At 59.3% G+C, this 13,889-nt stretch carries 11 protein-coding genes; 10 read left to right on the forward strand and 1 reads right to left on the reverse strand.

Annotated features, from left to right (window positions below; all coding sequences use genetic code 11):
• The first annotated feature begins 443 nt into the window (after nt 1–443).
• From FHT86_RS19030 to FHT86_RS19055, 6 genes are all read left to right on the forward strand, one after another.
• On the forward strand, nt 444–1,475 hold the full coding sequence (locus FHT86_RS19030) for an acyltransferase (protein WP_312862398.1): 1,032 nt from the start codon (nt 444–446) through the stop codon (nt 1,473–1,475).
• 261 nt (nt 1,476–1,736) lie between these two features.
• A complete protein-coding gene (locus tag FHT86_RS19035) occupies nt 1,737–3,533 on the forward strand; it encodes an acyl-CoA dehydrogenase C-terminal domain-containing protein (RefSeq protein WP_133708379.1) in 1,797 nt (598 codons plus the stop codon).
• Nucleotides 3,534–3,568: 35 nt separating this feature from the next.
• Complete coding sequence (locus tag FHT86_RS19040) at nt 3,569–4,777, forward strand: acetyl-CoA C-acetyltransferase (RefSeq protein WP_133708380.1); 1,209 nt, start codon at nt 3,569–3,571, stop codon at nt 4,775–4,777.
• A gap of 14 nt (nt 4,778–4,791) precedes the next feature.
• Entirely contained in the window at nt 4,792–7,002 is a 2,211-nt protein-coding gene (locus tag FHT86_RS19045; RefSeq protein ID WP_133708381.1) for an FAD-dependent oxidoreductase, read from the forward strand.
• 260 nt (nt 7,003–7,262) lie between these two features.
• The gene (locus FHT86_RS19050; RefSeq protein ID WP_133708382.1) at nt 7,263–8,057 is read left to right on the forward strand and encodes a class I SAM-dependent methyltransferase; all 795 of its coding nucleotides are present in this window, start codon (nt 7,263–7,265) and stop codon (nt 8,055–8,057) included.
• Between the two features lie 206 nt (nt 8,058–8,263).
• Nucleotides 8,264–8,707: a YybH family protein gene (locus FHT86_RS19055; RefSeq protein WP_133708383.1), complete on the forward strand. Its 444-nt coding sequence runs from the start codon at nt 8,264–8,266 to the stop codon at nt 8,705–8,707.
• A gap of 7 nt (nt 8,708–8,714) precedes the next feature.
• Here FHT86_RS19055 and FHT86_RS19060 read toward each other — a convergent pair whose 3' ends face one another.
• Complete coding sequence (locus FHT86_RS19060) at nt 8,715–9,923, reverse strand: MFS transporter (protein ID WP_133708384.1); 1,209 nt, start codon at nt 9,921–9,923, stop codon at nt 8,715–8,717.
• Between the two features lie 142 nt (nt 9,924–10,065).
• Between FHT86_RS19060 and FHT86_RS19065 the strand changes: the two genes are divergently transcribed.
• From FHT86_RS19065 to galE, 4 genes are all read left to right on the forward strand, one after another.
• Nucleotides 10,066–10,632: a TetR/AcrR family transcriptional regulator gene (locus FHT86_RS19065; protein WP_133708385.1), complete on the forward strand. Its 567-nt coding sequence runs from the start codon at nt 10,066–10,068 to the stop codon at nt 10,630–10,632.
• Nucleotides 10,633–10,881: 249 nt separating this feature from the next.
• Nucleotides 10,882–11,316, forward strand: a complete 435-nt coding sequence (gene mscL, locus FHT86_RS19070) for a large conductance mechanosensitive channel protein MscL (RefSeq protein ID WP_133708386.1) — start codon at nt 10,882–10,884, stop codon at nt 11,314–11,316.
• Between the two features lie 145 nt (nt 11,317–11,461).
• Nucleotides 11,462–12,628 (forward strand): pyridoxal phosphate-dependent aminotransferase, encoded by a 1,167-nt coding sequence (locus FHT86_RS19075; protein ID WP_133708387.1) that lies wholly within the window; start codon nt 11,462–11,464, stop codon nt 12,626–12,628.
• A 223-nt stretch (nt 12,629–12,851) separates the two neighbouring features.
• Nucleotides 12,852–13,886 carry a UDP-glucose 4-epimerase GalE gene (gene galE, locus FHT86_RS19080; RefSeq protein WP_133708388.1) on the forward strand — a complete coding sequence of 345 codons (1,035 nt, stop codon included), beginning with the start codon at nt 12,852–12,854 and terminating at the stop codon, nt 13,884–13,886.
• The last annotated feature ends 3 nt before the right edge of the window (nt 13,887–13,889 follow it).

Below are 13,889 nucleotides of genomic sequence, written 5' to 3' on the forward strand. Positions count from 1 at the left end.
ACTCAAGGCCACCTTGCTTGTGGGAAGACGGCTTCGCGGCATTCGCGCGCAGACCGCATCCCACCGTTCGGAAAGAGATAGTTTATTAGGCTTTCCTCAGGCTGAACCGCGAAACGGCGCTCCATCAAAGCTAAATATGAAAGGAACGCGAAGCATCGCTGCTCATCCCGCACAATTCACGAAACGTAGTAAACAACCCGTTAAGTTTTGCCGAAATCTTAACCTTTTATTTTGGTCTTGTTATTGAATATGCTCATGTTCTTATGGATGTGACGAATGTTGCCACTATCGAAGGAGAGGAATTGAACCTCCATCGTTCCCTCTGTTTTGCTTTGCTTGGACGGATAGAAATGCGGGTCCTTCGAATTGAGCGGCGGTTATAATTTTCTCAATTAAGTTGTGAAATAATCGGACGACTTGAATATCTTTTGGGAGTCGAGTTCGTGCCGCCATCCATCGCCCGTGAATCGGACCAGGCGCATCATGTATTGGCCCTGGATGGATGGCGTGGGCTGGCGGTCATCGTGGTGCTGATGGGCCATTTCGGAGCCGACAGATATGTGCCGAACGTCAGCTCTTTTGGTGTGGATCTGTTCTTCGTGCTGTCGGGGCGATTGATGGCGGATATTCTGTTCGTCAAACAGATGCCGCTTCCGATGTTCTTCGCCAGACGGTTTGCGCGCATTTATCCGACATTGTTCGTTTTCGTATTGATCACCGGCCTGGCGTTTCATGGCACGGTTGGTGAATATGGCCTGAAGGTCGCCGCTTTTGCGCTGACGTTCACCATGAACTATGCCTTGGTCTATGGACTCCCATTTTCCCTGCTGGATCATATCTGGTCCCTATGCGTCGAGGAGCACAGTTATATCCTCCTGGGTCTGATCGCCTTCGCGACCCGCTCTCGGAGTAAATCCATCACTTCGGGCATCATTCTCGCGGCGGGAGTGATAGCCATGATCAATGGTGTAGTCCGGATCGATACGTCGGTGGGAGACCCCGGATTGGTGACGTGGCGCACCGATGTCGCCATGGCAGGGATATTCATCTCCGCAGCTCTCTTCATTATTTTCAGGCCGGGACTGCATCGTGACGCTTGGACATGGATCGCGCCATGCGGCTTAGCGAGCGCGATCTTGGCGCGGATGTTCGGCCTGGACGCTACGGTCTTTTTCGGAGTCAAGACGATCCTGCTGGCAATGGCGGTCATCGGGATCGAATATTCTGCACCATGGTTCCGCAGGAATTTCGAAGGCGACGCACTCCGCTTTTTCGGTCGGTGCTCCTTTTCGATCTATCTGTGGCAAGAGCCTTTTTACAAACTGACCGGCTTAGGTGTCGTACCGCCCGTTTTCCTGCTTATCCTGGGGGTTGCCTGCGGCGTGGCAAGTTATTACCTCATCGAGCGTCCTCTGCGCGCAACGCTCAATGCCATGTTCAGCCGACAGGCTGTCGGGCAAACTCTGGCTGGATAACTCGGGAGCGTGGAAGTCGCGAGCTCACCGACCGACAGATGCCCGTGAGATCGACGGTCGTCTTTTCGATAAGCCCGCTGCCATATGGCATGCGGCTCTCCGTCGCCTGCCATATCATTTCCATTGCTCGCCAGGTCGGTCGCCCTACCTAAAAATCCGGCTCGTCACATAAATTTGACGTTTACGCAAACGTCAATATTTTGTAAGACTCCGTGGGAAGCCGGAGTGCGAGTCCGGCGGCGAATTGGAGGAATTCGAAAGATGCCAGTCTACAAGGCCCCGGTGAACGATACGCTTTTCGTCCTGAATGATGTGCTCGGGCTGGAACGCTACAACAATCTGCCGGGTTTCGCTGAGGCCAGCCCTGACATGATCGAGGCGATCGTCGGCGAGGCTGCCAAGATGGCGGAAGAGGTGCTTTTCCCGCTGAACTACTCCGGCGATCAGGAAGGCTGCGTCCGTCAAGACGACGGTACGGTCTCGACGCCGAAGGGCTTCAAGGAGGCATACCGGGCCTATCGTGAAGGCGGTTGGCTGGGCTTGGCGGTGCCGGAAGAATTCGGCGGGCAGGGGCTGCCTTACACGCTGCATTGCGCAGTCGGTGAATATACCTCCGCCGCCAATATGTCGCTGATGATGTATCCCGGCCTGACGCAAGGCGCCATCGCCGCGATCCTGGTGCATGGCTCCGAAGCGCAGAAACAGACCTACCTGCCGAAGATGGTCGAGGGCACATGGTCCGGCACCATGAACCTCACCGAGCCGCATTGCGGCACCGATCTCGGCTTGCTGCGCACCAAGGCCGTCCCACAGGCCGATGGCAGCTACAAGATTTCCGGCCAGAAGATTTTCATCTCCGCCGGCGAGCACGACATGACGGACAATATCGTGCATCTGGTGCTCGCCCGCATCGAAGGTGCGCCTGAGGGCACCAAGGGCATTTCGCTGTTTATCGTGCCGAAGTTCATGGTTGGGGCCGACGGCTCTCTTGGCAGCCGCAACCCGGTCTCCTGCGGCGCGATCGAGCACAAGATGGGCATCCACGGCAATGCCACCTGCGTGATGAACTATGACGAGGCGACCGGCGTTCTCATCGGTGCGGAGAACAAGGGCCTCAACGCCATGTTCGTGATGATGAACGAGGCGCGCCTCGGTGTCGGTCTGCAGGGTCTATCGATTGCCGAGATCGCCTATCAGAACGCCGCCGCCTATGCCCGTGAGCGCATCCAGGGCCGGTCGCTTTCCGGCCCGAAGGCGCCGGACAGACAAGCCGATCCGATCATCGTTCACCCCGATATCCGCCGCTCGCTGATGACGATCCGTGCGTTCAACGAGGCAGGCCGCGCCTTCCTGCTCTGGACAGCGCTGAAGTCGGACATCGCCCACCGCTCGGCGGACGAGAAGGAGCGGCAGGCGGCCGACGACATCCTCGGCCTCGCAACGCCGATCCTGAAGGGCGTCATGACCGACAAGGGTTTCGAACATGCCGTCATGGCCCAGCAGGTCTTCGGTGGCCATGGCTATATCGAAGAGCATGGCATGAGCCAGTATGTCCGCGATGCCCGCATCACCATGATCTACGAAGGCGCCAACGGCATCCAGGCGCTCGATCTCGTCGGTCGCAAGCTGGCGCTGAACGGCGGCCGCGCGGTGATGGCCCTGTTCAAGGAGATCGGCGATTTCTGCGAGGAGCATCGCAACGACGGTGAAATGGCCTTCTTCACAAAGCATCTGAAAAAGGGCTTGAACGACGTCCAGGCCGCGACCATGTGGTTCATGCAGAATGCTATGGCCAAGCCCGACAATGCTGGCGCCGGCTCCACAGACTACATGCACCTCTTCGGCCTCGTCGTCCTCGGCTATATGTGGGCGAAGATGGCTAAGGCGGCGCAAGCCGGCCTTGCCGGCGGCGACAGCGCGCGCGAGGATTATCTGAAGAACAAGCTCGTCACGGCGCGGTTCTACATGGAGCGCATCATGCCGGAAACGGCGCTGCGCCAGGCCCGCATCGAAACCGGCGCCGACACGATGATGGAATTGGCGGCGGAAGCCTTCTGAATAGAACGGCGCTTGCCGCCGCAGGGAGATGAGACATGACCGAGGTTTTCATTTACGACCATGTGCGCACGCCGCGCGGGCGCGGCAAGAAGGATGGGGCGTTGCATGAGGTGCCGTCCGTCCGCCTTGCGGCCAAGACGTTGGAGGCAATTCGCGACCGCAATGGCCTCGACACAAAGACGGTTGACGACATCATCATGGGCTGCGTCGATCCGGTGATGGATGCCGGCGCCGTCATTCCGAAGGCTGCGGCCTTCGAAGCGGGCTATTCGACGACGGTGCCCGGCATGCAAATCTCGCGCTTCTGCGCTTCCGGCCTCGATGCGGTGAATTTCGGCGCCGCCAAAATTGCGCAAGGGGCCGACGATATCGTCATCGCCGGCGGCGTAGAGAGCATGTCGCGCGTCGGCCTTGGCATGTCCGGCGGCGCCTGGTTCATGGACCCTTCGGTGAACTTTCCGGCCTATTTCATGCCGCAGGGTGTCTCAGCCGATCTGATCGCCACCAAATACGGCTTCTCCCGCGACGACGTCGATGCCTATGCCGTCGAGAGCCAAAAGCGTGCGGCCAACGCCTGGGACAAAGGCTATTTCAAGAATTCGGTCATTCCGGTGAAGGATATCAATGGACTAACGATCCTTGCAAAGGATGAGCATATGCGCCCGGGCACTGACATGCAGGCGCTGGCCTCGCTCAACCCGTCTTTCCAGATGCAGGGCGAGATGGGCGGCTTCGAAGCCGTCGGCATCCAGGCGCATCCGGAAATCGAACGCATCAACTATGTGCATCATGCCGGCAATTCCTCCGGTATCGTCGACGGCGCAGCGGCCGTGCTGCTCGGCTCCAAGGCGGGCGGGGAAAGCATGGGGCTGAAGCCGCGGGGCCGCATCAAGGCTTTCGCCAATATCGGTTCCGATCCGGCGCTGATGCTGACCGGCCCGGTCGACGTCACCGAAAAGCTGCTGAAGCGCAGCGGCATGACCCTTGCCGATATCGATCTTTTCGAGCTCAACGAGGCCTTCGCCGCCGTCGTGCTGCGCTACATGCAGGCCTTCGAGATCGAGCATGACAAGATCAACGTCAATGGCGGTGCCATCGCCATGGGCCATCCACTGGGGGCCACCGGCGCGATGATCCTCGGCACCGTGCTGGACGAGCTGGAGCGCCGCGATCTCAACACCGCGCTGGTGACACTCTGCATCGGCGCCGGCATGGGCACGGCCACGATCGTCGAACGCGTCTGAGGGGAGGGAAAGCAATGGCTTACACAAATTTCACCGTCGAGACCGACGCGGATGGCATCGCACTCGCCACTTGGGACATGCCTGGCAAATCCATGAACGTCTTCACCACCGAGGTGATGGACGAACTGAACGCCATCATCGATGCGACGGTTGCCGACAAAGCCGTCAAGGGCGTGGTCATCACCTCGGGCAAGTCTTCCTTTTCCGGTGGTGCCGATCTGTCGATGATCAAATCGATATTCTCCTTCTATCAGGACGAGAAGGCAAAGGACCCGGCGGCTGCGGCGCAGAAGCTCTTCGATCTTGTCGGCCGCATGACTGGCCTTTTCCGCAAGCTCGAGACCTGCGGCAAGCCGTGGGTTTCGGCCATCAATGGCACCTGCATGGGTGGCGCGTTCGAAATGTCGCTCGCCTGCCATGGCCGCGTCGCCTCGAACGCCAAGAGCGTCAAGATCGCTTTGCCGGAAGTCAAGGTCGGCATCTTCCCGGGGGCTGGCGGTACGCAGCGCATCTCGCGGCTGACCGATGCGCAGTCGGCGCTGCAGATGATGACGACAGGCCAATCGCTGACGGCGGCTCGCGCCAAGGCGATGAACCTGGTGCATCAGGTGGTCGAGCCGGATCAGCTGATCCCAACCGCCAAGCAGATGATCAAGGATGGGCTGAAACCTGTCGCTCCCTGGGACGAAAAGGGCTTCAAGGTGCCGGGCGGCGGTATATGGACGCCGGCTGCAGCCCAGCTCTGGCCGGCTGCGCCCGCAATCCTTCGCCGCGAGACATCGGGCAACTATCCGGCCGCGCTCGCCATCCTTAAATGTGTCTATGAAGGCCTGCAGGTGCCCTTCGACACCGGCCTCAAGATCGAGCAGCGCTATTTCACCCAGGTGCTGCAGACGACCGAAGCCTATTCGATGATCCGCTCGCTGTTCGTCTCCATGCAGGAACTCGGCAAGGGCGCCCGCCGCCCGGCCGGGCAGCCGAAGACTGAGCTGAAGAAAGTCGGCGTCGTCGGCGCCGGTTTCATGGGCGCTTCGATCGCCTATGTCACCGCCGCCGCGGGCATTTCGGTCACGCTGATCGACCGCGACATGGAGGCTGCGGGTAAGGGCAAGACTGTTTCCGAGGGGCTGGTCAAGGATTCCATAGGTAAGGGGCGGTTTACGCAGGACGAAGGTGCGGCATTGCTTGCCCGCATCACGCCTTCGGCTGATTATGCCGACCTCAGCGATGCCGATCTCGTCATCGAGGCGGTGTTCGAGGATCGTGAGGTGAAGAAAGCCGTCATCGAGGCCGTCGAAGCCGTGCTGCCCGCGGGCGCCGTCTTTGCCTCCAACACTTCGACGCTGCCAATCACCGGCCTTGCCAAGAATTCCAAACGGCCAGCTGATTTCATCGGCATCCATTTCTTCTCGCCGGTCGAGAAGATGATGCTGACAGAAGTCATCCTCGGCAAGGAGACGGGCGACCGCGCCCTTGCCGTCGCGCTCGATTATGTCGCCGCCATCAAGAAGACGCCGATCGTCGTCAACGACACCCGCGGCTTTTTCGTCAATCGTTGCGTGCTGCGCTACATGTCGGAAGCCTATGACATGCTGATCGAAGGCGTGCCGCCGGCGATGATAGAAAATGCCGCCAAGATGGCCGGCATGCCGGTCGGACCTTTGGCTCTCAACGACGAAGTCGCCATCGACCTGTCGTTGAAGATCCTCAAGGCCGCCGTCGCCGATCTCGGAGACAGGGCCGTTGATGTCAGACACATGCAGTTGGTTACACGTCTCGTGGAAGGCGAAGGCCGCTTCGGTCGCAAGAATTCCAAGGGCTTTTACGACTATCCGCCGAAACCGGCCAAGAAGTCGCTTTGGCCGGGCTTGAAGGATCTGTATCCGCAGAAGAAGGCTGAGGAGATCGACATCAACATCCTGAAGCAACGCTTCCTGGTTACCATCGCTCTGGAAGCCGCGCGTGCTATGGAAGAGGGCATCGTCACCGACCCGCGCGAAGCCGATGTCGGCTCCATCCTCGGTTTCGGTTTCGCACCCTACACCGGCGGTGCGCTCTCCTATATCGACGGCATGGGCGTCAAAGCCTTTGTCAATCTTTGTGAAACGTTGGCGACGACTTACGGATCGCATTTCGCGCCGACGGACTTGTTGAAGGATATGGCGGCGAAGGACGAGACGTTCTATGGGCGGTTTGATCCCTATGGCGTGCAAAGGGCGGCCTGAGGAACATAGCCACAGATCAAGAAAATAAGGTCGCTCCTGTCAGGGGCGGCTCTTAACCAATGTGGAATCAAAGTAGATGGTAGTGCAGGCCTCGCTTCTAGCTCAGGCGTGGCAAACAGCTTTTCTCCATGAAAATATCTGCGTGAAGCATTTTAAACGCTCAACGGTAACAAAGTGCCCATTTCGCGATGTCATAAAATTCCATCGCATGCGGTGGCCCTTGATCGTTTGTTCGGATGTAATTTCGGGGGTGGCCAAGCATGTCATCAATAACCGCCGGCAATGCAGAGCAATATGGTAACAGCCGAAAACTCGCGGCGCGCGCTCGGCTCAACAGCCAATACACGATTGCTGAAATTGGCTGGTTTCCATGGGTCGCAAGACAGTTACCCTTGAAATCCGGGTATCGTGTTCTTGATGTTGGTTGCGGCCCCGGCTGGTTCTGGGCAGCAGCGGGGGAACTGCCGGAAAAGCTGGACCTTACACTTTCCGATTTCTCCCCAGGGATGGTTCAGGAAGCCGTTGAACGATGTCAGCCATTGCCTTTTGCGTCGGTAACAGGGCAGCAGGCTGATGCGTCCGCCTTGCCCTTTGAAGACGGTTCCTTTGATGCTGTCATAGCGATGCACATGCTCTATCACCTGCCCGATCCGTCGGGGGGAATTGCAGAAATGTATCGCGTGCTGAAACCGGGCGGTTTCCTTGCGGTGACGACCAACGGAGCCGGAAACATGCGGGCGCTTTATGCCCTGACAACCGTGTTCGGCAGTCCGCCTTTTGACCCGGCCGGCGCTGCCTTCGGCTACGACGCCGCCGAACGGATCATGCGGGCCCAGTTCGGGAGTGTCACCATGACTAAACATCCGGCCCGCCTGCGGGTGACAGAACCGGAAGACGTCTTCCTGGCCCTAACGTCCTATCCGCCCGGTGAAACAGCGGATGAGGCACAGCTTGCGGCATTTCAGGATGCGATCAACGCAGCGTTTCAGGCCGGGAACGGCGTGCTGGAGGTTAGTAAGGAAAGCGGCCTGTTCATCGGCAGGAAGGCACCATGAGTTGCCGCGAAGATCCTGAATCTTGCGACGAGATCGACTACACTGATTTTCAATCGCGCCTTTATCGCAAAAGTAGTTTGCGAAGATCAAAGTACACTACTGATTTTGTAGAATTAGGCAGTCCACATTTAAGCTAGGGTGGCCTGTCGGGATCAGCCCTTTTCATTCGTCCTCTGCTCAGTTCCAACAAATAGAGGAGACGAACGATGGCCGAAATTATCGGAAACCGCGAAGAAGCTGACGCCATCAATGCCATGCTTGTGGCTTGGGCGACGGCGTTAGGAGAAAAGAACGCCGCCGGCGTCCTGTCGCATGTGACTGACGACATCGTGGAATTCACCCTTGCCGCGCCGCTGCAATATAAGGGCAAGGATCAAGCTGGCCTGCAGAGCTGGTTCGATACCTGGCAAGGGCCGATCGAAGGTGATGTCGAAGACCAGAAGCTGACGATCGGCGGGGATGTCGCTTTCTGGAGCGGCCTGACGCACATGCTGGGCACCAAGACCGACGGCACGAAGGTCGACCTCTGGTTCCGCGAGACGCTCGGCCTCAGAAAGGAAGCCGGTGTCTGGAAGATCGCTCACGATCACGCATCGGTCCCCTTTGCCATGGACGGCAGTGGTCTGGCGGAGTTGGGGCTAAAGCCATAATTGAAGTTTACGCAGTCGCGGCTCTCTCCCGGCCCGCTCGCAGCGCCACTACGCCACCGCCCACCAGGACCAGGATAGCGGCGGCATAGATATCCGTCGTTGCCGTAAATCCAACTGTCTTCGACAGGAACCCGGCCAAAATGGCGGGCAGGCTGAAGGCGAGGTAGCTTTGGATGTAGAAGGCCGAGAGCAGGCCGGCACGTTCATCGGGCTTGGCCAATGGCATGATGCTGCGCACGGCACCCAGGAAATTGGCGCCGAAGCCGGCGCCCGCAATCAGCGTGCCGGCGATAAGGACCGGCACCTCGGCCGAATGCACGCCCGCGACAACGGCAAGAATGCCGAGCGTCATGGTCGATATGCCGAAGGTCAGTGCGGTAGCCGCAGGCCTTTTGCGCAATAAAAACACGGAAGCAGCACCACTGACTGTCAGTGCGGCGACGACTGAGCCCCCGACAAGGGGCGCGGTGCTGCCGGTAGTGGCGCTGATCAATGATGGAACCAGCGAGAGATAGAAGCCGCCGAGCGCCCAGACCGCGACATTGATCGGTGTCAGTGCAAAGAGTGTCCGGCGCACCTGCGGCGGGATAGCCACCTCGGGCCTCAGCGAGGCTATCAGGCCGGCCCTGCGGCGGGTCGTTTCGGGCGTCGTCCAAATCAGGGTGGCTTGTACCACGAGAAGAACAAGCACGATCGCATAGACGAGAAGTGTCGGCGCCGGCGCATATTGCACCAAAGCACTGGTTCCAAGGGCACCGATCGCCATGCCGGCCAGCGGCGCGACGCTATTGGTCGCCGAACCCTTGGCGGGATCGAGATCGACGAGGGCGGCGCCGATCGAGGCTGCCGCGGCCCCCGTGGCGAAGCCTTGCACGATGCGTGCGGCAATCAGCCAATTCGGTCCATCGGCGGTTAAAAACAGCGCCGTCGCCACCATATTGAGGAGCAGCGAGACAAAGATCACTGGCCGTCGTCCGAGATGATCGGAGATGGAGCCGAAGATCAACAGGGAAATGAGGAGAGCGAAGGCATGGACGGCGAAGATCACCGTGATCAGCACCGGCGAGAAGGCGAAGGCCTGCTGGTAGATCCGATAGAGCGGCGTCGGCGCGGAGGAGGCGGCAAAGAAAGTGGCGCTGGTGGCGGCATGGTAGAAAGGCGCCAGCCGGCGGCTAAGCGGCAGCACTGAATTGGTGGTGGATTCGATCGTGGTCATCGACTATATCCTGGCTTAAAGCAAAAATGTTGCGTTAAGCACATGTAGCGCGCCGCATGGCTAAAAGCAAATAATTTGCGTTAGCGAGAGTCGCTGCTCCCGATGCGATATCGGCAACAAAGGGAAAGATTGGCATAAGATTATGGTTTCAAAGGAAAATCCGCGTCCAGGCGGACGCAGCGCCAGGGTCCAGGCCGCAGTGCATCATGCGGTTCGCGAGATGTTGACAGGGATGGATCGCGCCGACGTGACGATCCCACTCATCGCGCAGCGCGCCAATGTGACGCCATCGACGATCTACCGCCGCTGGGGTGATCTGCAGGAATTGCTCGCCGCCGTTGCCGCCTCGCGGCTGCAGCCGGAAACGGAACCGCAGAGGACCGGCAGCGCCAGGACCGACCTGCAGGCCTGGGCCGAGCAATATGCCGACGAAATGTCCTCTGGCGCAGGCCGGCAGATGATCCGCGATGTCCTGGCGGTATCAGACACGGCGAACGCGGAAAAATGCTGCAGCTATACGCAGCAGCAATTGCGCCTCATCGTCGCCCGGGCGGAAGAGCAGGGCGAGGCATTCCCGACGCTCACCGAACTGATGGACTTCGTTGTCTCTCCGATCATGTACCGCATCCTCTTCGATCAGGTGCCGAGCAGGGACTATGTTCGCGGCCTGATCTCTCGGGTGATGCCGGAAGGTGCGGCCAAGTCGTGAAATTGATGCGTTCGGGCCGTTGCTCTCGATCGTGGCTCGTTTTCTTCTGACGGCCAGGCTGCGTTGCATGTAACCGACCAACAACCAACCTGCGGCGATCGCACTTGAAAAAGTGCGGCCGTAAAGAAATCCCTTGGGATAGACAGCATCAACTTCTCCATGGCGCTATTTCGCTATTGAAGAATAGACACAAAGATGATGCTAATGGTTGTCGAATAGATTCAACGGCAACGCAAAGGGGATCATTCGATGCTCAATGAGTTCAAGGCTTTCATTGCCCGCGGCAATGTCATGGATCTCGCGGTCGGCGTCATCATCGGCGGCGCCTTTGGCGGTATCGTCAAGTCGCTGGTTGACGATATCATCATGCCGATCGTAGGCGCGATTTTTGGCGGCTTCGATTTTTCGAACTATTTCCTTCCGCTGTCGTCGACGGTCAATGCGCCGTCGCTCGCCGCTGCTCGCGCGCAAGGCGCAGTGTTCGCCTACGGCAGTTTCATCACCGTCCTCATCAATTTCCTTATCCTCGCCTGGATCATATTCCTGATGGTGAAGGGCGTGAACGCGCTGCGCAAGCAGGTCGAACGCAAGGAAGAGAAGGCGGCGGAGGCAGCGCCACCGCCGGCCGATGTCCAGTTGCTCACCGAAATCCGTGATCTCTTGGCCAAGCGCCCCGCCGTCTGAGGCGCTTTTTCAGGCCCTCGTCTTCAAGCCTCGACCTATCAGCGGTCGGGGCTTCATTTATCACGAAAATCGATTGGTCGCTCAGGCAAAGTCATAGGATTTGTGCGCCGAATTGCTCTAAGAAGGCGAAAACCGGAGACTTTGCATGTCGATATTGAATAGCCTCAGCCCGCGTGCGCTGGCCGCACCAGAAAGCGGGATCGTAGAAGTCGTCAATTATGCCCGTGGCCGCGACGGCCTGCTGCCGCTCTGGGTCGGCGAAGGCGATCTGCCGACGCCGGATTTCATCAATCGCGCCGCCATGGCCTCGCTTAGTGCCGGCGAAACCTTCTATACTTGGCAGCGCGGCATTCCGGAGCTGCGCCAGGCTCTGTCGGATTACTATAGCCGCCACTTCGGCGTGTCCCTGCCGATGGAGCATTTTTACGCCACCGGTTCCGGCATGCAGGCGATCCAGCTCTCGGTGCAGGCAATCACCTCGCCCGGCGACGAGATGATCTATCTGTCGCCCGCATGGCCGAATATCGCGGCCGCGCTGGAGATCGCCGGCGCGCGGTCGATCGGCGTTCCTCTGCAATTCGAAAACGGCAGGTGGACACTCGATCTCGAACGGCTGAAAGCGGCGATCACGCCGAAGACCAAGGGCTTGTTCATCAACACGCCGTCGAACCCGACCGGCTGGACGGCGACGCACGAGGATCTGGCAGACATCCTGGCGTTGGCTCGCCAGCATGGCCTTTGGATCATGGCCGACGAGATCTACGCACTTTATTATTACGCCGGCGGCCGGGCACCCTCCTTCCTCGACGTCAAGGAGGCTGGCGACAGGATCATGTTCGTCAATTCCTTCTCGAAGAACTGGTCGATGACAGGCTGGCGGGTCGGCTGGATCGTGGCGCCCGCCGAGCTTGGCCAGGTAATCGAAAACCTGGTGCAGTACTCGACCTCCGGCGTGGCGCAGTTCATGCAGAAGGGCGCCGTTGCCGCGTTGAACGAAGGCGACGATTTCCTCCGCGCAAACATTGCCAAGGCGGCGCGCTCGCGTGACATCCTCTGCGACGCGCTGATCGCTACCAACCGCGTTCACACGCTGAAGCCCGATGGCGCCCTCTATTCATTCCTGAAGATCGACGGCGTCACCGACAGCCGCAGGGCCGCCCTCGATATCGTCGACAAGACCGGCGTCGGCCTGGCGCCCGGAACAGCCTTCGGCAAAGGCGGCGAGCTCTTCATGCGCGCCTGTTTCCTGCGCGATCCTGCGCAGGTGGCGGATGCCGCTGAGCGGCTGAGTCGGTATATCTTGAGTTTATAACGGCCCGGCTTCCTTGCTGACATATTGACAAAACCCGGCTGTAGCGCCGGGTTTTTCGTCTGCCGGATCGAGATCGATAAAATCCAACCGATCCTGGAAAAACCCACCTAACCATAGGAACAATCTTCCCTTCCCGGCGGCCCGACAGACCCCCGCTTTTAATCAAATCCGTAAGAAAGCGAGCCGCATATGTTGCCTGTATGACTTTGCAGGGGCGCGAAGAATGACAGTGTTGGTAACGGGCGGTGCCGGGTATATCGGCAGCCATATGGTCTGGAAATTGCTGGACGCAGGTGAGGATGTGGTCGTCATCGACCGTCTTTCCACCGGCTTTCGCTGGGCGGTCGCGCCAGCGGCACGCTTCTATCTCGGCGATGTCGCCGATGAAACGTTGCTGCAGAAGATCTTCGCGGAAAATGATATCGACGCCATCATTCATTTCGCCGGCTCCGCCGTCGTGCCGGCTTCGATCGAAGATCCGCTGGCTTATTATGACAACAACACCGGTAAGACCCGCATCCTGGTGAGCGCGGCGATCAACGCCGGCATTCGCCACTTCGTCTTCTCCTCAACCGCCGCCGTCTACGGCCCACAGCCGTCCAGCGAACCGGTGCAGGAAGGCGCGCCGCTTCGGCCGGAAACGCCCTACGGCCAGTCCAAGCTGATGTCTGAGCTGATGCTGCGCGATGCCGCCGCCGCTTACGATTTCAGCTATGTGGCGCTACGCTATTTCAACGTCGCCGGCGCCGATCCGAAGGGGCGGGCCGGTCAATCGACCGACGGCGCAACCCATTTAATCAAGGTTGCCTGCGAAGCGGCCCTCGGCCGCCGCCGTCAGGTGGATATCTACGGCACCGACTATCCGACACATGACGGCACCGGCGTGCGCGACTACATCCATGTCTCAGACCTCGTCGACGCGCATCTGATGGCGCTGCAGCATCTGAGAAACGGCGGCCGACCGATTGTCGCCAATTGCGGTTATGGCATGGGTTATTCGGTGCTCGACGTCCTGAACATGGTCATGCGCGTCTATGGCCGCGCTTTCCGGATTCACATGGCGCCACGCCGGCCGGGCGACGCCGCCAGCGTCGTCGCCGACGCGACGCTCGCCCATCGCGAGTTGGGTTGGGCGCCGAAATATAATTGCATGGAGACGATCGTGCGTTCGTCGCTGGAGTGGGAAATCTACCTTGCCCATAGATCCGGTTTTGACGCCAGTGGCTTGCGTAAGGTGTTCGCAGCACCCAGCATCTGAGAT

Origin of the sequence: Rhizobium sp. BK313 (assembly GCF_014193655.1) — a bacterium.
GTDB lineage: Bacteria > Pseudomonadota > Alphaproteobacteria > Rhizobiales > Rhizobiaceae > Rhizobium.